This window comes from Ancylothrix sp. D3o (assembly GCF_025370775.1).
GTDB lineage: Bacteria > Cyanobacteriota > Cyanobacteriia > Cyanobacteriales > Oscillatoriaceae > Ancylothrix.
In genome coordinates this window covers 307,354-324,180 of sequence record NZ_JAMXEX010000002.1, presented here as the reverse complement: position 1 = coordinate 324,180, position 16,827 = coordinate 307,354, and the positions used below count along the sequence as shown (strand labels likewise).

Here is a 16,827-nt window from a genome sequence, read left to right as displayed (position 1 = left end):
GGATGCTATCATTGGTGGCGAAAGTGGTAAAAAATCGTGGTGACTTAGTATGAGGCAAGCACCTGTGTCTCCAGTGGTGCTAGTCATTTTAGACGGGTGGGGCTACCGTGAGGAAACGGCTGGCAATGCAATTGCACTGGCCCGCACACCGGTGATGGATAGCCTCTGGGAAGCGTATCCCAGAACCTTAATTCGTACTTCTGGAAAAGCCGTCGGGTTGCCCGAAGGCCAAATGGGTAACTCGGAAGTCGGTCACATGAATATTGGGGCCGGTCGGGTTGTTAAACAAGAATTAATGCGGATCAGCGATGCGGTTGAAGATGGCTCGTTGCTGAGTAATCCGGCATTGATTAAACTTTGTCAGCAAGTCTCGGTATCGGGCGGTAAGCTGCATCTGGTCGGTCTTTGTTCGGAAGGCGGTGTTCACTCGCACCTCAGTCACCTATTCGGTTTGCTGGGGTTGGCAAAAGCACAAAATATATCTGAAGTTTGCATTCACGCAATTACAGACGGACGCGATACTTCTCCCACAGAAGGCTTGACAGCCTTACGCCAAATTGAAGAAGCTACTCAGCGCTTTGGGATCGGGCGGATCGTCACTCTCAGTGGCCGGTACTACAGTATGGATCGTGATAACCGCTGGGATCGTGTTAAACGTGCTTACGATGTAATGGTGGAAGATGGCCCCGGCGTTGGTCTCTCTGCGGTTGAGCTTCTCCAAACTTCTTATGTGGCTGGAAAAACTGATGAGTTTGTCTTGCCTGTACGCATTGCTCCGGGTGCCGTTGAATCAAACGATGGCGTGATTTTCTTTAATTTCCGTCCAGATCGATCACGGCAGTTAACTCAGGCTTTTGTTGGCAAAAGCTTTAAGGGGTTTGACCGGCCCAAAATTGAGAATTTGTCGTTCTTGACTTTTACTCAATATGACAGCGAGTTGCCGGTGTTAGTGGCGTTTGAGCCGCAAAACCTCAGCAATATTCTCGGCGAGGTGATTGCTAATCACGGTTTACTACAGTTCCGCACCGCTGAAACAGAGAAATATGCTCATGTAACTTATTTCTTTAATGGCGGTTTGGAAGAACCTGTCAAAGGAGAAGAGCGGGAATTGGTTCAGTCTCCAATGGTGCCGACTTATGACTCCGCACCGCTGATGTCTGCTGCTGAGGTGACTGAAGTTGCTCTCTCAGCCATTCAAAAGCGCATTTATTCGCTGGTAGTAATTAATTACGCTAATCCCGATATGGTGGGCCATACCGGCAATGTGGAAGCCACTGTTCAAGCGGTTGAAATGGTGGATAATTGTCTGGGCCGTTTGCTCGAAGGAGTGAATAAGGCCGGGGGTACGGCGATTATTATTGCGGATCATGGCAATGCTGAGTATATGTGCGATGAGCAGGGCAATCCCTGGACGGCTCACACCACCAATCCGGTGCCTTTTATCTTGGTCGAAGGCGAAGGCGTGAAAATTCCAGGTCACGGTGCTGATGTGGCGCTGAGAAGTGACGGTTGTTTGGCGGATGTGGCCCCAACAATTTTACAACTCTTGAAGTTGCCTCAACCGCCAGAAATGACTGGTGTTTCTATGATTGAGCCGGCTTCGTTTGAGCCAAAAGCTAACCGGACACCAGTTCGGATTCGTCTATAACTCGTAGGCGAGGCGTCTAGGAAGTGCTGATGGGGGATGGGCAAATTCTTATTTCCCGATCACCCCTAACTTTTTTGTTGTTTTGGAAGTGGATGCAATTAAAACTATGACTGCTGTTACGATTCTACAAATTGTCTGGGCCTTGTCTGCGCTGGGTTTGATTGTTTTTGTTCTGCTTCACAGTCCTAAAGGTGATGGCATTGGCGGGATTGGCGGACAGGCTCAGCTTTTTTCGAGCGCCAAGAGTGCCGAAACCAGCCTGAACCGCATTACTTGGGCCTTATGTGCGGTGTTTATGGGCTTGACTTTGATTTTAAGTGCCGGTTGGTTAGGAAAATAGGAAATTTTTCTGTAGTTTTTTATGAAGCCGGCAGATGAGCCCCAAAATTGTTAAACAAGCAAGCGGGTTAATTGTTTCGCTTTGTGTGGCGCTGTTGTTGGTGTTGATTCAATCAACCGGCCCCAATAGTGGGGATAAGGTTTTTTTGGACGCAACACCGGCTCTTGCGTCACAACAGCCTCCACAGTTACCAACGCTGAAACCTCATCCTCTGCCAGATGTTTTGGCTTTGTGGGAAGATGCGGCGAACAATGGCGATTATTTTGAGCAAGTTCAGCCATTGGAAGTAGGCTATTTGGTTTGGTCAAAGTTTCCGGTCAAGGTTTTTGTCGATTCTTCGGAAGGTTCCCAGGGCCGGTGGGCAACGGCGGTAAGGTTGGCGGTGCAAGAGTGGGCAGAATATCTGCCTTTAGAAATAGTTGGGGATGCTGAACAAGCAGACATCACAATTTTGCGCCGGCGTCCGCCGTTACGAATGACAGCCGATGGCAAGCTTGATCGCGCTCGTTCTGCTGAAACGCGCTATGAGTATTACACTCGTGCTTCCGTAAATTCACCGGCGGTTTTTTTACACCGGCAGAAGATTTTGATCAGTCCTTTGGCGGAGGTTGTTGTGGCGGCGGCGGCGCGTCACGAACTCGGTCATGCTTTGGGAATTTGGGGTCATAGTCCTACAGAAACTGATGTTCTGTACTATTCCCAAGTCCGCAATCCCCCGTCGATTTCGGCTAGAGATATCAATACCCTGAAGCGAATTTACCAACAACCGACTCGCTTAGGGTGGCCGGTGAATTAAAGTTTTATAACGATTTGTAAACTTTTGATAAAGAAAAGAAAGCGGCGCTTTACCAAAAATTTAATGTTGGTGAGAGAAAAATTCGCAGTGTGGAAGCCACTCGCTTCTAAGTGTCCGTAAAACTTTGTCTTTTTCGACGGAGAAGTTCAAGGATTTTGCTATAAACCTGCATTACCTTACAAGGCTGAAAACTATACCTGATTTCTGGTTGGCTAAATGTTTTAGGGAAAATATTATGTCTAAAAAAAAGCCGGTGAATGAGGCGTAGTTGGTTTTTTCCCTGCACTTTGCACACAGCAGGAGTGGCGGATTGCTCGGTTGCGATTTTGGGGAGTCAAAAATGCTAGGCAACATTTAAAATGCAAGAAAGTTTTTTAAGCATTTGAAAATAAACGCAAAGCCCTTATCTAAACATCATACCACTACTGTTGTGTTCGTTTAGATGAGAAACCAGCAAATGCAAATTAAATAAGCAAACTACCAAAAACCTCCCCTGAGCAGAGTCTCCGTGAAAACCGTACCGTAGCGTCAAGTTAGAAGTTTTTGCGGCGCTCTTGACAGCAAAGTACATGAGGAAATATTAATTTCTTAGCGTCACCGGCTGCCATCTACCAAAAGCATTAATTAGAATATCGGAGTGTAGTCATCTGATGTCTGGTTCATGGAATTTGTTGGAAAATAAAGCAACATCGAACAAAAAATGAAACTCTGCCTTGATTGGAGATGCGGCTGGGAGAGCGCCTGAGAGTACACACCTTCTGTACCGAGCGTGCGAAGCGGTGAAATAAATTCACCCACACCTAAATAAATCTCCCCCTAGCCCGCAGTTGCACAGCAATCGCAGGAATCTAACTCGGCGGCTGTCTTGTTTCTTCAAAGCAAAAAAGCGGCACAAGAAAGAAAGGCAGGGCAAAACCGGACAATAGCTGTTTAAGTTTCAACGGCTGATCTACAGACAGCACGATCTCAGATAAAGCAACAAAATGATCTTCAAGGGTGCATCAATGATTTTCGCTTCCCTGAATAAAGAAAGTGACATTAGCAAAACCTTAGCTTTCCAACGAATCGCAGATCAACGGCGGATGAGGGTAGAGGTAGATTGTCATCTTACGCTCGTAGTAGATTTGTATTACCAAGTCTCTTGTAGTTTTTTCTTAACCAAAGCTAAGATGAAAAGGTTACTAGGCAAAACCCTATGCAACCAAGGCTTCCCAAAGTTAAAATTAAGCCAAAAAAATAGCGTGCTATTTTTGTGAAAAAGGCTACAATCGGAGAGGTCTTCTCAATACCCAAGATTCACCCCATCAGAAAGCTTCTTTGTCGCACCATTGGTGACGATAAAGCTTGCTATCTTTGAAGCTCGCTAGCCGACAATTTTTGAAGTTGCTTATTATTGATAAAAAGCAGCTAAACAGCTAGTCTGTATAAGGCTCAACCGAGCAAGCTATCCAGTGATTGATTGTTTTATAAAGGAGCATGAGGAACGCAGCATGACACAGGCTAATAATTTACTCAACCCCCCCCTAGTCGAACAAACTGACTTGGATTTCATTGTTCAAAATGAATTCGAGGCAGATGATTCGTTAATAGCAGAAACAGATGATGAGTTTGTAGAGCTAGATGTTACGGATGCAGATGAATTTGTCGATCCTCCTGGAGAAGAAGAGGACGGGAAAGCCGGCAAAGGTCGGGGTAGCCGGCGCAAGGCTCAGGCTAAAAAGAAACACTATACAGAAGATTCTATTCGTCTTTACTTGCAAGAGATAGGACGGATTCGCCTGCTGCGGGCGGATGAGGAAATTGAATTAGCTCGGAAAATTGCTGACTTGTTACAACTAGAGCGGGTTCGAGAGCAATTGTGTGAGAATCTCGAACGCATTCCCAAGGATGTGGAATGGGCAGAAGCAGTTAAAATGCCGATTAATGAATTTCGCCGGCGTCTTCATATTGGCAGACGCGCAAAAGAAAAAATGGTGCAGTCTAACCTGCGCTTGGTGGTTTCTATTGCCAAAAAATATATGAATCGTGGTCTGTCGTTCCAAGATTTAATTCAAGAGGGCAGCTTGGGTTTAATTCGGGCGGCTGAGAAATTTGATCACGAAAAAGGTTACAAATTTTCAACTTATGCTACTTGGTGGATTCGTCAGGCAATTACTCGTGCCATTGCTGATCAGTCGCGCACAATTCGTCTGCCGGTTCATCTTTATGAAACCATTTCTCGCATTAAAAAAACAACCAAACTTCTCTCTCAAGAAATGGGGCGCAAACCCACAGAAGAAGAAATTGCAACTCGGATGGAAATGACCATCGAAAAGCTTCGTTTTATTGCCAAATCTGCTCAATTGCCAATTTCTTTGGAAACTCCGATTGGTAAAGAAGAAGATTCTCGTTTGGGCGATTTTATTGAGTCGGATGGGGAAACACCCGAAGATCAGGTGGCTAAAAACCTGTTGCGGGAAGATTTAGAAAGTGTCCTCGATACGCTTAGTGCCCGTGAGCGCGATGTATTGCGTTTACGTTATGGTTTGGATGATGGGCGGATGAAGACCCTTGAAGAAATTGGTCAAATTTTTAATGTCACCCGCGAACGAATCCGCCAAATAGAGGCAAAAGCCCTGCGGAAATTGCGCCACCCCAATCGCAATAGCATTTTGAAAGAATACATCCGCTAAAAATTAGCAAAATGTTTTCTTAAAAACCCCGGCTTTTCTAAAAAGCTGGGGTTTTAATAAGCGTATTTTATGAAAGGGCAATTTAATCTCGTTTTTTTTGAAAAAAACTGGGAATAATTGTGGAAATTCCCAGTGTCGAGGTTGCCCTAGATTGCTAAATTGAGCTAATTGTTAGCAGTTAAATCAGTCCGAAAAAGTGGAGAACTCCTTGGCCGGTAACGAGTTCGGTGATCACGGCGGCGGCAAAGCCAATCATTGCTAAACGACCGTTGAGGTTTTCTGCGCCAGCGGTGAAGCCAAATTTCAAGTCGTTAGGGTTTTCGTTGTTGGTTTGCATTTTAGTAATTTCCTGTGCGAATGAAGAGAGTTTTCAAAGAATTTATGAGGATAAGAGACGGTTTGAAATTACATCAAACCCCAGAAGTGAAGCACTCCTTGACCGCTTACAAGTTCGATAATAAGAGCGGCGGCAAAGCCGATCATGGCTAAACGACCGTTCCAATTTTCAGCGCCGGCTGTGAAACCAAATTGCCAAGCGTTCCGATTTTGATTTTCCATCGTTTTTACCGCCTTTTGCAACGTTGTGTTAATCTATGTAAATTAATGTAACAAGTTTTGTTTCAGGATGCAACGGTAGAGGTATGTCGCTAGGAGTAGAGAAAACCGTACTCTCTCTAAAGGGGGAAGCAACGGGGCAGCCACAGGGGGATTTCCCCTACTCTGGGAAAGAAAAATCGGTTTCTTGTCAAAACTCGCGCCGAAGTCCGAGCGGTTCTTAACAAAACACCGGCATCCCAGACACAACCTTTTTAAACCGGCCCCAACGCCAACAAATAAAAAACAGCTATGTGATTTTAAGTATAAAAACTTCAAAACACAAAGTTAGGGAAAGAGAGCCAAGCCGGTTTGGGGGTCAAAAAGATGGATTCTTTCAGGGTTGATGGCAAGCCACAGTTGCTCACCGGCCCGCACATTGCGGTCAGGTTCAACCCTCACTTGCAGAGAAGTAACATTATTCTCACCATCATTAAAAGAAACATGAAGTAAAGTTTCACTCCCCAGGGCTTCTACAAGGTCAATTTTCACCGGCAAATTTTTGATAGCGGGGACAGCAATATTTAAGTGTTCGGGACGGATACCCAGGGTCAGCATTTGGCCGTCGTAGGGTTGCAGGGTTTTTGCCCAAAATTCGGGGAGGGTGAGACGAAATTGCCCTTTAACGATCTGCAAAGGCGCTTTAACTTCAACAGCTACAAAGTTCATAGGCGGAGAACCGATGAACTGGGCGACAAAGACGTTGGCGGGCCGGTTGTAAATTTCTAGCGGTGGGGCGACTTGCTGAATTTGACCCCCATTCATCACGGCTATGCGGTCGCCCATTGTCATTGCTTCGGTTTGGTCGTGCGTAACGTAAATTGTAGTCGTACCGAGTTGACGTTGGAGCTTGACAATTTGGGCGCGGGTTTCGGTGCGAAGTTTAGCATCCAGGTTAGAAAGAGGTTCGTCCATTAGGAAAACTTCAGGGTTGCGGGCGATGGCCCGTCCGAGGGCGACTCGTTGTTTTTGGCCGCCGGAGAGTTGTTTGGGGAGACGATCAAGAAAAGTTTCTATTTGCAGCAGTTGGGCGACGCTGTGGACTTGTTGGTGAATTTGTTTTTCTGTTTCCGAAAAATAGCGGAGTTTTTTAGGGAGTTTGCGGGTAAGGGAGACTAGGGTTTTTTCGAGTTGGTTTTGATAGGAGTTGCCGGTGATCTTTTCTGGTTGGGTTCGTCTAAGGCCGAAAGCAATGTTATCGTACACATTCAGATGAGGATAGAGGGCGTAGTTTTGAAAGACCATAGCGATGTCACGGTCTTTTGGGGGAAGGTCATTGATCAGGCGTTCGCCCACCCAGATATTGCCGGCGGTGATCGGTTCAAGGCCGGCAATGAGACGCAAAAGAGTGCTTTTTCCACAACCCGAAGGGCCAACTAAGACCATAAATTCGCGGTCTTGGATGCTTAAGTTGATGCGGCGCAAGATAGTGTTTCCGGCAGTTTGGGTGTCTTGTGGGGGGGTGCCGGTATTAGTAGCAGTTTTGCTATAGCTTTTGTAGATGTTTTCTAAAATAACTTCAGACACGGTATATAGATAGAAGGTTAGAGTTTGTTTTTATTTTGCCTTATTTATAATCTCGTTTGTAGGTTGGCTTGAGGCAAGAAACCAAACCTAAAATTTAGGAAACAATTTTGATAAGTTATTTTGCCCTATACCCAAGAATAATTTAGGCCGGCTTAAATTTATTTACAAGAAATATAAAAAAATCTCGCCTCCTGGCAAGCAACCGAACACAATTATCGTCTAGCCAGACAAAAATTTATTGAGTCTGTTGTTAAAAATTAAGTACAGACATTCCGCGCCTTACGTCTCTAATGCGTCTATCTGCGTCCATCTGCGTTCATCTGCGGTTCAAAAAAAACCCCCTATCACAATCAAATCAGGGTATCAAAAAAAGATATCAATATCCAGCTAAATAAATCCATCCCCAATAAAAAGCCCGCACTTGGCGGGCTTGATTTTTGGAACCCACCGGCCCGCTATTCAACCCTGATCGCCCTTACAGAAACAACCTTTTCCCCAGCATTCAAAACACGCAACCGGCTACCCGCATCATCCTTCATCCCAGGCGCAACCTCACCCACCGGCACACGCAACACCCGATCAAAGGAAGAAACCACCATCACCTCACCCCCTGACACCAAAACCATCGCCGCCAAAGAATCGGTTTTACTGCCAAACCGGATCATTTGAGTGCCGATATCACCGCGTTTGGCCGTTCGTACTGACTTCAGCATCATCCGCTTGGCATAACCCAACTGCGTTACCAACAACAACTCAGAACCAGGAGAAACCACCGCACAGCCCACCAAATGCTCATTACTCAACCGTACCCCCTGCAAACCTTGGGCCCCACGTCCAGTCACCGGCAACTGTTCCTCAGACAACGGAAAACGCAACAACCGGCCCCCCGAAGTCGCCAAAATTACGTCACCTCCCGCACCGGCCAACTCCGCATAAACCAACGCATCATCGTCTTTCAACTTCATCACCACCAAACCCCGCGCCGAAACGCTCTCCAACTCCAAAAGCGGAATCCGTTTAATGCGTCCTTGTTCGCTTACCATAATCAGCGTCATTTTGTCAAGATAATCATCAATAACAAAAGTCGCCACAATGCCATCAGGATCACTTTGAGCAGAAGCCGGCAACAAAGTCACTAGAGGAGTGCCCTTACTGTGGCGGAGGCGCCCTGCCTGCGAGGAGTCAGGCACATCCCCCACCTTCAGAGAAAAAGCCTTACCCGTGCGAGTCAAAACCAAAATATCCTGATTTGTCTTTGCCGGCACACTTAAAACCACATCTTCCGCCACCGCCACTTCAACCTTTTTGCCTTTCTTCTTCCCGTTTTGTTCCACCGGCAGCCGGCGCACATAACCCCGCTGTGTCATCTCCAAAACCGCCTCTTCCACCGGCACTGAGGGCAGACTTTCAACCACCTCAGCCTTTTTCCCCTTTTTAGCTTCGGGTTCTGCCCGTTTGCTTCCGTCCCCTTTTTTACTAGATGCCGGTGGTGGTGCAGACACCGCAGAAACCTTGACAATGCGCGTCCGCCGCTCATCTCCGTACTTTTTCTTCAGGGAACGCAAATCTTTTTTCAGCGCCTTTAGTAACTCACCTCGGTCATCCAGCAATAACTTTAACTGTTGCCTTCTTTGCGTGAGTTCATTAAATTCTGTTTGTAAATTTTGCCGTTCCAGACCAGTTAGCCGGCGCATTGGCATCGCCAAAATCGCATCAGCTTGACGCTCACTCAAATGCAACCGAGTGCCCAAACTTACCTTCGCCGTTGTCCCATCTGGGCTAGATCGCAAAATTTCAATTAATCTATCCAAATTAGAAAGAGCCGCCAATAAACCCTCAACAACGTGCAAACGATCCTCAGTTTTTTGCAACTCATGCGTATAGCGGCGAGTCAGAGTTTGCTCTCTAAAATTCAAAAAATGCTGCAACAATTGACGCAACGTAAGCTGACGAGGTTGCTGGTCTACCAAAGCCAGCAAAATAGCCCCAAAAGTCGATTGCAAAGCCGTTTGGTGATAGAGATGTTGCAAAATCACCTGGGGGTCAATCTCCCGTTTCAACTCCACAACCACCCGCATCCCTTCACGGTCACTTTCATCTCGAATATCCGAAATGCCCTCAATTTTGCCAGCGTTGACCAGTTCAGCAATTTTTTCAATCCAAGCGGCCTTATTGACCTGAAAAGGTAACTCCGTAACCACAATAGCATTGCGGCGGTGTCTGCCTTTGGCTTGAATTTCCTCAATTTTAGTAATTCCCCGCACCACAATACTGCCCTTGCCGGTGGTGTAGGCCGACTTAATGCCATCTGTATCAATAATTTCGCCACCAGTCGGGAAATCGGGCCCCGGAATCATTTTAAATAACTCTTTATCCGTCAAGTCTGGCTTATCGATAAGGGCAATTAAACCATCGACAACTTCACTTAAATTATGCGGCGGAATATTAGTTGCCATCCCCACAGCAATACCCGAACAACCATTGAGTAACAACACCGGCAACTGAGCAGGAAGCACAACAGGTTCTTGCTGAGAGTTATCAAAGTTACCGATAAAATCCACCGTTGCTGATTCAATTTCACTCAGCATCGCATCGCTAGAAACGGGGGCAAGGCGGGTTTCAGTGTAGCGCATGGCTGCTGGGGGGTCATTATCCACAGAACCAAAGTTTCCGTGACCATCCAGCAGGGGGTAGCGGGTAGAAAAATTTTGCACCATCCGCACCAAAGCATCGTAAACCGCCTGATCGCCGTGAGGGTGGTATTTGCCCAAAACATCCCCCACCACGCGGGCGCATTTACGATAAGGCCGGTCGGGAGTCAGTCCCAGTTCGTGCATGGCGTAGAGAATGCGCCGGTGAACTGGTTTGAGGCCATCGCGCACATCAGGCAAAGCTCGCCCCACGATCACACTCATGGCATATTCGAGATAAGACTGCTGCATCTCAGTGTGCAAGGCAGTGGGGATAACCTGTCCTGTGGAGAGCAAGTTTAACTGTTTGGCCATGAGTTTTGTTCCTTAAGTGCGGTGGTTAAAGGGCTGCGGTAAAAATCGTAACCGGGATCTGGTATTGTATTGTAAATACCCATCACGGTTTAAGGGTTTCCTCAAGGTAGGGATCTATCCCCTGCTTTGCCTCTGGTTTCAATAGCCCAGCCTTGAAAAAAAAAGCAATTTGCCTTTACTTATCCATAGCGCAAAACAAGACTCATCGACACCCTTACTGCTCTTCCTTGTCTGTGTGGTCGCAAGTAGGCGCTATATTATGCTAGATGAAAGCGTGATTGTGTTTGCCCCGCACCTACTCAAGGCCAAAGCTGGTTTTTTAAACTATTCTCTCGTTAAGTTCTATCTTGGGGTGAGGATAGACAGATTTTTGGCTCCAGTGGCCGTCGGGGCGTCACTGGTGCTGAGGCTATCGGGCGACAATCCCAAAAAACTATAAATTGGATATCTAGCAAAAGAAAATTTACAATGAAAACGGTTTTGATTGTTGAGGACGATCAGGTTAATGCGCGGGTCTTTTCTAAAATATTGACCAAGCGGGGGGGCTTAGCTGTTAAACATACCGAAAATGTTGAAGAGGTAATGGAAATTGCTAAACGTCGGGAAGTGGATATTATTTTAATGGATGTGTCTCTGGCTCGCAGTGTGTACAAAGGAAGAGCGGTAGATGGTATTAAAATTACCCAGATGTTAAAGTCTGATCCTGATACGGCAAATCTTCCGATTATCCTAGTAACTGCTCATGCAATGGCCGGTGATCGTGAGCAATTTTTAGAGCAGAGTGGGGCGGATGGTTATATTTCTAAGCCAGTAGTTGATCATCAAGAATTTGTCTCTCAAATTATGGCTTTGCTGCCGAAAGAATAAAAACCCCTCGATGTTAATAGCTTTGGTGGGCATAACCCACCAAAACTTACCGCAGCGATTTATTTATTGGCTTTGGCTCTGAGCAACGGTGGCTTGAATTTGGGGTGTTTGTAATAATTTTTGGGTATCTGCGAGCAAACGATTTCCCCACAAGTTCTCTTTGAGAAATTCTACATCAGCATAGCGGACATCAAGTTTAAGGGCTGCTTGGGCTGTTGCTAAACCTTTTTCTTTTTCGCCTTTGGTGTAAAAGGCAACTCCCAGGGCTAACATAGGTTCGGCGGCTTTGCTATCAATAGAAATCGCTGTTTGCCACCTCTGAATTGCGCCTTCAATATCGCCGTTTTCATATTTTACTAAGCCGATATTGTTGATGGCCGGCCAGAAGTTTTTCTCCGCAGCAAAGGCTTTTTCGTAGTTCGCAACCGCTTCTGAATATTGGCTGAGTTTGTAATAGGCATTTCCCAAATCAAATAACGCACCCGGAACATTAGGTTTTAATGCTAAACCGGCTTTTAATTCTTCAATGGCAGCAGAATAGTTTTCCTGCTGAAAGCGTGCTGAACCAAGCGAGAATAAGATTGCCGCTTCTTTTGGGTTAAGCTGGCGAGCTTTTTGTAGGGCAGAAATTCCCTTTTCTACTTCTTTTGTTTCAATGTAAAGGGTTCCTAGCAAGGCCCAGGTTTGATAACTTTGCGGTGCCAGTTGGGTAGCCAGTTCGGCTCTGGGAATCGCAAGTTCATATTGACGAAAGCGGGCTAACTGGAGGGCTTCTTCGGCAACGCTGATGCCGGTTTTTTCCATTTGCACCGGATCGACTTGTAAAGTATGGGGCAAGAGTGCTTGTCCAAACGCAGCCGGGGCAAAACTCCCGATAGCGAGAGCCATTGACAAAAACAGGAAAAAATTAGGCTTGGGCACAGTACAAGTTTAAATAAAATGCAAGGGTTTTTCGTTAACTTCTCTAATCTAACTTTAATCGTGGCAAATATCAGCCCAAATATCCACCCCTAATTAATAGACGCTTCTGGTGGGCTTTCTAAAAATGCCTGGAAATAACCAAGTTGCTAGTTAAAACCTCAGCCTTAAAATCCCCCCTACCCCTCCTAAAAAAACAGGAAGAGGAAAATTTCTCTGCTTTTTAAGGGGCGATAGGTGTAAGGCTTGAATTTTAAAAAAAAGTTTGTGCCGGTATCTCAAAAACCTGCTTACCCAACCCTGGGAAAAGTTGCCTGTTTACCCTAGATTCGCCACTACACCTCGAAAAGTCTTCCCCTCGTTACGCCTCAACACCGACCGGGATCTACCCCCAGAGGGACAAATCAATGGGGATCGCTTTGTTACTATCGAGGTCAAGAATAAACAAACTTTGAATAGGAGATTGTTATGCCTGAACCAATTCAGCCCAATGTTGATGAATCTCAATCTTTTGAAGCAAAAGAACTGGCAGAAAATATTCAAGCTGGTGAGGTAAAAGCGCCGGAGATTGATGTGACCGCTGATTATGAAGCCTCTAAAGCATTTAGCGGCGGTGCCAGCGCCAGCGAAGCCAAATCTGCAACCGCTCCTAAGTTTCGGGTGTCTGAACCGATAAAGCCTACTGTCAACTCTTCAACTTCTAAAGGTGATCCACAACAGTTTCGCAGTATGGCTGCGGATCTTACTGAAAGGGAGTCTTCCGTTACCGAAGGCGTCAGTGATGACTTAGTGAAAAAAGCTTTGGAAAAAGGTCAGCCCGGTTAAAGGTTCGGGGTGGGTTTTGCCCACCCTTGGTGAATTTTAAATTGGCTGTGATAGCGGTTTATTTGATGCCGTTTAAGCACCATGCTAGGCTTTGGGGCCGGTCGATTAAAAAATCTGGATTTTTTGCCAGAAGTGCCTGTTTTGAATTAAATCCCCAGCTAACCGCAATGACTTTGATTTTACTTTTTTTTGCGGCTTCTATATCTCTGGTTTCATCCCCCACATAAATCATTTCATCGGGCCGGTTTTTTTGTTGTTTTAATAACTTGTTAATTGTTCGGTGCTTGCCAAATAAACTTGTTTCGGCATAAATAAAATTAAACAATTCTTTCCCTCCCTGCTTTTCTAAAACAGTTAAAACGTTATCCTTAGAATTAGAAGTAATGATTCCCAGTTGGACACCTTCTTGTTTTAACTGAGTTAAAGTTTCTTGAATCCCCGGAATTAATTTGACATCAGACATCTCTTTATTTAATTCCAGTTTTACCCGTCTCAGCAAATAGGGAATTTTTATCAAATCAACTCCTACACATTTAATAATTTCTCTGGATGGTAAATTTTTAAAATGTTCAATTTGTTCGGAGGTGGGGGCGGGATAACCAAACTCATCAGCTAAACGATGAACAATTTTGAGCAATGGCTCAAACGTATCCACCAGCGTGCCATCAAAATCAAAAACCATTAATTTAATAGCCATAACATCATCCCTTTATAGTTTTTTGCCTCTTTGTTGAGAAGCAACTTTAAGGCAGCAATCTTTCTTGAATTTAAAATATATAGTGGTTTTGCTAGAACCCGGTACAGGAAAAACCCGACTCTAGGGCGGCAGATTTTTAGCTCTCCCAAACTGTGCCAAGAACACTGAAAACCTGTATATATAGCCTTCATTGGTTGCAATCTTGATTCACCAAAACCAAGAATTTCGCCCCCGCAATGTGCAGATGCCAATTGGCAGTGCAGTTGTTGCTTAGTATTGATATATCTATGGTTTTTGGATAACTTTAATTTTACTATACTCGCTTTTGGATAAAAAACCTACCCTTGTCAAAGCAGCTAGGCGGTAAATGATTCTTCAACCCACGCCAGCATCCTCCATGAGATAATAAAAATCTTGCCCACGCTGCAATTATTCATTAGTCCTTGGTCAATTGTCCTTACTTCTTAAGCAAAAGACAAAAGACCTATTACCATTGACTTTTTCACCAAAAAATTATGTCAATTCCTCTGATTCAAGTCGATGCTTTTACAAATCAACCCTTTACCGGCAATCCCGCAGCCGTTTGTATTTTAACCGAACCGGCTTCTGATGACTGGATGCAAAAAGTAGCCGCCGAAATGAATTTATCGGAAACTGCATTTTTGTACCCAAAAGACGACAGCTTTAACCTCCGCTGGTTTACCCCCACCTTAGAAGTAGATTTATGCGGCCATGCCACCCTTGCCAGCGCTCATGTTTTGTGGGAATTGGGCTATTTAAACCCTCAAGAAACCGCAAAATTTTCTACCCGTAGCGGCTTATTAACGGCCATACGTCAAGACAAATGGATTGAGCTAAACTTTCCCGCAACCCCACCAGAACCCGCCTCACTACCGCCGAACTTAGCCGAAGCATTGGGCGTAAATTTAAAATCGGTAGCTAAAAATAAATTTGACTATTTAGTTGAGGTTAATTCCGAACAAACACTAAGGCAAATGCAGCCTGATTTTGCCTTGCTAAAAACTGTGCCGGTGCGCGGCATTATTGTTACAAGTTTGCCAGACTCAGAAGAATACGATTTTGTCTCCAGGTTCTTTGCACCGGCAGCCGGTGTCAATGAAGATCCCGTCACCGGTTCCGCCCACTGTTCATTAGGGCCCTTTTGGGCTGAGCGTTTAAATAAAACCCAATTTGTAGCTTATCAGGCATCGGCACGAGGCGGCATTGTTCGCGTGAAGTTACAAGAAAATCGCGTTTGTCTCGGAGGTCAAGCTGTCACTGTATTGCGCGGTGAATTGACCTAAGCGCAATGGAGTTAATTACAAACAAGGCTCGTCACTGTGCGGGCTTTTTTTGTTTTTGCTTGGTTTTTATAAACATCTATACATTCCATCAATTGTCTTAATTATTATTTTTGATGATTATATGATCAAAGCTTTGCTTTTGATGACTCACAAGTCGGCAGTCGCGTTGCTAATGCCCTCCTGAAATGGATTCGCAAGCTAAAAACTCTAGTCAGCGAGCCACCGGCACAGAAATCAGCCTAAGAAGAACATAAATTTATTGATGGCTAACCACCTTCAACGGTTATGGGCGACGCAGCTTATACCACTTAATCCAAACAAAATTAGTGACCAAAATCACTAAATTTCTGCCCGCTCCCAGGCAAAATAACTAAGAACCTCCCAAATTCAAACAAATCAGGAAAGCTGGCATGGACAATACAGAAATTACTTCAAAACTTTTGGCGGCCAAAAAAGCAAAAAAACTAAGTTTTGGCGACTTAGAGAAAATTCTGGGACGCGATGAAGTTTGGATCGCGGCTTTATTTTACCGGCAAGCCACAGCCTCCATTGAAGAAGCCGAAAAACTCGCCGCCGCCCTCGATCTTGACCCCGCCATCACCAATGCTCTCAGCGAACCTACCGTTAAAGGTTTAGGGCCGATTGTCCCCACAGATCCTCTGATTTATCGCTTTTACGAGATTATGCAAGTTTATGGAATGCCCCTCAAAGCCATCATCCATGAAAAATTCGGCGACGGCATTATGAGCGCCATTGACTTTACCTTAGATGTCGAAAAAGAAGAAGACCCCAAAGGCGACCGAGTAAAAATTACTATGTCTGGTAAATTTCTTCCCTATAAGAAGTGGTAAGGCGAAATTTTTATACCTTTTGGGGGAGGGAGATTGGATACTTAGCGGCCATCTTCCCCCCTTTTTTTAAGGAATATTAAGTTTATTTCTCCTGACAATTTTTTAAGAAAATGGTAAAATAGAATACAGAAATAGAAAATTATTTTTTTTGATAGCCATGCACCTCTCAAGCAATTTCGGATCTGGTCGTTCCATTCACAGCGAAGATATGAAACTTTCTTATCGCGGAGTCAGTTACGCGAACGAACCCCCTACCCTCGATATGATCGACGGAGATATTGGCGGCAAATATCGCGGACAAGCTTGGACAGTGCGTCAACCCAGACATATCCCCCTGCCCCCACCGACAGGCGACCTTAAGTATCGCGCAGTTACATACAAAACCAGCACTGTCGATGCCGTTAGTGCCCCTCCCCCCACAACTCCACATTCCCCCTACCGCCACAATATGCGCTCAGAAGTGGCCCAAACCCACCGCGACCACCTCTACAAGCTTTTAGAAAAGCGGATGCAAGCAGCACAAGCACGCGGAGATGCGGAATTGTTAAAGCTTTTGGAAAACGAATCTAAACAACTGGCTTCTTTACATTAGTCTTTTCCTCTCTTTCTAAATCAAAATTTTTAGCCCAGTTTCAAAAAAACTGGGTTTTTTTTTAATTTTTAGATTTTAGATCTGACGGGGTGACAAGATAGCTAATCAGGGCGGTGTTTCCAGACAAGTTGAAACGCCGCTCTCAGCTTTAGGTTCTGATGCTAAAGTGGAAAAAGAGCACTCGCGGCTCA

The 16,827-nt window shown here is 45.3% G+C and carries 15 protein-coding genes and 1 pseudogene; 9 read left to right on the top strand and 7 right to left on the bottom strand.

Features of this window, described 5'->3' with window-relative positions; all coding sequences use genetic code 11:
* Positions 1–49: 49 nt before the first annotated feature.
* The 4 genes from gpmI to rpoD all read left to right on the top strand — a co-directional run bounded on the left by gpmI (position 50) and on the right by rpoD (position 5,456).
* A complete protein-coding gene (gene gpmI, locus NG798_RS05610; RefSeq protein ID WP_261220931.1) occupies positions 50–1,648 on the top strand; it encodes a 2,3-bisphosphoglycerate-independent phosphoglycerate mutase in 1,599 nt (532 codons plus the stop codon).
* Between the two features lie 106 nt (positions 1,649–1,754).
* Positions 1,755–1,988, top strand: coding sequence for a preprotein translocase subunit SecG (secG, locus tag NG798_RS05605; protein WP_261220928.1), 234 nt, complete (start codon positions 1,755–1,757; stop codon positions 1,986–1,988).
* 34 nt (positions 1,989–2,022) lie between these two features.
* Positions 2,023–2,784 carry a peptidase gene (locus tag NG798_RS05600; protein ID WP_261220927.1) on the top strand — a complete coding sequence of 254 codons (762 nt, stop codon included), beginning with the start codon at positions 2,023–2,025 and terminating at the stop codon, positions 2,782–2,784.
* A gap of 1,490 nt (positions 2,785–4,274) precedes the next feature.
* Positions 4,275–5,456 (top strand): RNA polymerase sigma factor RpoD, encoded by a 1,182-nt coding sequence (rpoD, locus tag NG798_RS05595; protein WP_261220925.1) that lies wholly within the window; start codon positions 4,275–4,277, stop codon positions 5,454–5,456.
* 178 nt (positions 5,457–5,634) lie between these two features.
* Here rpoD and NG798_RS05590 read toward each other — a convergent pair whose 3' ends face one another.
* The 5 genes and pseudogenes from NG798_RS05590 to NG798_RS05575 form a co-directional block, all read right to left on the bottom strand.
* Positions 5,635–5,793 (bottom strand): chlorophyll a/b-binding protein, encoded by a 159-nt coding sequence (locus NG798_RS05590; protein WP_261220923.1) that lies wholly within the window; start codon positions 5,791–5,793, stop codon positions 5,635–5,637.
* A gap of 68 nt (positions 5,794–5,861) precedes the next feature.
* A complete protein-coding gene (locus NG798_RS05585; RefSeq protein ID WP_261220921.1) occupies positions 5,862–6,014 on the bottom strand; it encodes a chlorophyll A-B binding protein in 153 nt (50 codons plus the stop codon).
* A 324-nt stretch (positions 6,015–6,338) separates the two neighbouring features.
* On the bottom strand, positions 6,339–6,719 hold the full coding sequence (locus NG798_RS28130) for a TOBE domain-containing protein (RefSeq protein ID WP_375338950.1): 381 nt from the start codon (positions 6,717–6,719) through the stop codon (positions 6,339–6,341).
* 243 nt (positions 6,720–6,962) lie between these two features.
* Positions 6,963–7,577: pseudogene (locus NG798_RS28125) on the bottom strand (ABC transporter ATP-binding protein); the annotation flags it as partial.
* A 455-nt stretch (positions 7,578–8,032) separates the two neighbouring features.
* A complete protein-coding gene (locus NG798_RS05575; protein WP_261220920.1) occupies positions 8,033–10,582 on the bottom strand; it encodes a DNA topoisomerase (ATP-hydrolyzing) subunit A in 2,550 nt (849 codons plus the stop codon).
* A gap of 468 nt (positions 10,583–11,050) precedes the next feature.
* Here NG798_RS05575 and NG798_RS05570 point away from each other — a divergent pair, with 468 nt between their 5' ends.
* A complete protein-coding gene (locus NG798_RS05570) occupies positions 11,051–11,449 on the top strand; it encodes a response regulator (RefSeq protein ID WP_261220918.1) in 399 nt (132 codons plus the stop codon).
* Between the two features lie 63 nt (positions 11,450–11,512).
* On the opposite strand, the gene NG798_RS05565 is transcribed toward NG798_RS05570, so the two are convergent.
* Complete coding sequence (locus tag NG798_RS05565) at positions 11,513–12,337, bottom strand: tetratricopeptide repeat protein (protein WP_261220917.1); 825 nt, start codon at positions 12,335–12,337, stop codon at positions 11,513–11,515.
* A gap of 498 nt (positions 12,338–12,835) precedes the next feature.
* Between NG798_RS05565 and NG798_RS05560 the strand changes: the two genes are divergently transcribed.
* Positions 12,836–13,192 (top strand): hypothetical protein, encoded by a 357-nt coding sequence (locus tag NG798_RS05560; protein WP_261220916.1) that lies wholly within the window; start codon positions 12,836–12,838, stop codon positions 13,190–13,192.
* Positions 13,193–13,250: 58 nt separating this feature from the next.
* Here the strand turns inward: NG798_RS05560 and NG798_RS05555 are convergent, their stop codons facing one another.
* On the bottom strand, positions 13,251–13,889 hold the full coding sequence (locus NG798_RS05555) for an HAD-IA family hydrolase (protein WP_261220914.1): 639 nt from the start codon (positions 13,887–13,889) through the stop codon (positions 13,251–13,253).
* Positions 13,890–14,404: 515 nt separating this feature from the next.
* On the opposite strand from NG798_RS05555, the gene NG798_RS05550 reads away from it, so the two are divergent.
* The 3 genes from NG798_RS05550 (at position 14,405) to NG798_RS05540 (ending at position 16,636) form a co-directional block, all read left to right on the top strand.
* Complete coding sequence (locus NG798_RS05550) at positions 14,405–15,193, top strand: PhzF family phenazine biosynthesis protein (protein ID WP_261220913.1); 789 nt, start codon at positions 14,405–14,407, stop codon at positions 15,191–15,193.
* Positions 15,194–15,603: 410 nt separating this feature from the next.
* Positions 15,604–16,044 carry a cyanase gene (cynS, locus tag NG798_RS05545; RefSeq protein WP_261220912.1) on the top strand — a complete coding sequence of 147 codons (441 nt, stop codon included), beginning with the start codon at positions 15,604–15,606 and terminating at the stop codon, positions 16,042–16,044.
* 208 nt (positions 16,045–16,252) lie between these two features.
* Positions 16,253–16,636, top strand: coding sequence for a DUF4278 domain-containing protein (locus tag NG798_RS05540; RefSeq protein ID WP_261220911.1), 384 nt, complete (start codon positions 16,253–16,255; stop codon positions 16,634–16,636).
* Positions 16,637–16,827 lie beyond the last annotated feature (191 nt).

Excerpts from the sequence above, each read along its gene's own strand:
- gpmI (WP_261220931.1), top strand. The coding sequence starts at position 50 with ATGAGGCAAGCACCTGTGTCTCCAGTGGTGCTAGTCATTTTAGACGGG.
- secG (WP_261220928.1), top strand. The coding sequence starts at position 1,755 with ATGACTGCTGTTACGATTCTACAAATTGTCTGGGCCTTGTCTGCGCTG.
- NG798_RS05600 (WP_261220927.1), top strand. The coding sequence starts at position 2,023 with ATGAGCCCCAAAATTGTTAAACAAGCAAGCGGGTTAATTGTTTCGCTT.
- rpoD (WP_261220925.1), top strand. The coding sequence starts at position 4,275 with ATGACACAGGCTAATAATTTACTCAACCCCCCCCTAGTCGAACAAACT.
- NG798_RS05590 (WP_261220923.1), bottom strand. The coding sequence starts at position 5,793 with ATGCAAACCAACAACGAAAACCCTAACGACTTGAAATTTGGCTTCACC.
- NG798_RS05585 (WP_261220921.1), bottom strand. The coding sequence starts at position 6,014 with ATGGAAAATCAAAATCGGAACGCTTGGCAATTTGGTTTCACAGCCGGC.
- NG798_RS28130 (WP_375338950.1), bottom strand. The coding sequence starts at position 6,719 with ATGAACTTTGTAGCTGTTGAAGTTAAAGCGCCTTTGCAGATCGTTAAA.
- NG798_RS05575 (WP_261220920.1), bottom strand. The coding sequence starts at position 10,582 with ATGGCCAAACAGTTAAACTTGCTCTCCACAGGACAGGTTATCCCCACT.
- NG798_RS05570 (WP_261220918.1), top strand. The coding sequence starts at position 11,051 with ATGAAAACGGTTTTGATTGTTGAGGACGATCAGGTTAATGCGCGGGTC.
- NG798_RS05565 (WP_261220917.1), bottom strand. The coding sequence starts at position 12,337 with ATGGCTCTCGCTATCGGGAGTTTTGCCCCGGCTGCGTTTGGACAAGCA.
- NG798_RS05560 (WP_261220916.1), top strand. The coding sequence starts at position 12,836 with ATGCCTGAACCAATTCAGCCCAATGTTGATGAATCTCAATCTTTTGAA.
- NG798_RS05555 (WP_261220914.1), bottom strand. The coding sequence starts at position 13,889 with ATGGCTATTAAATTAATGGTTTTTGATTTTGATGGCACGCTGGTGGAT.
- NG798_RS05550 (WP_261220913.1), top strand. The coding sequence starts at position 14,405 with ATGTCAATTCCTCTGATTCAAGTCGATGCTTTTACAAATCAACCCTTT.
- cynS (WP_261220912.1), top strand. The coding sequence starts at position 15,604 with ATGGACAATACAGAAATTACTTCAAAACTTTTGGCGGCCAAAAAAGCA.
- NG798_RS05540 (WP_261220911.1), top strand. The coding sequence starts at position 16,253 with ATGAAACTTTCTTATCGCGGAGTCAGTTACGCGAACGAACCCCCTACC.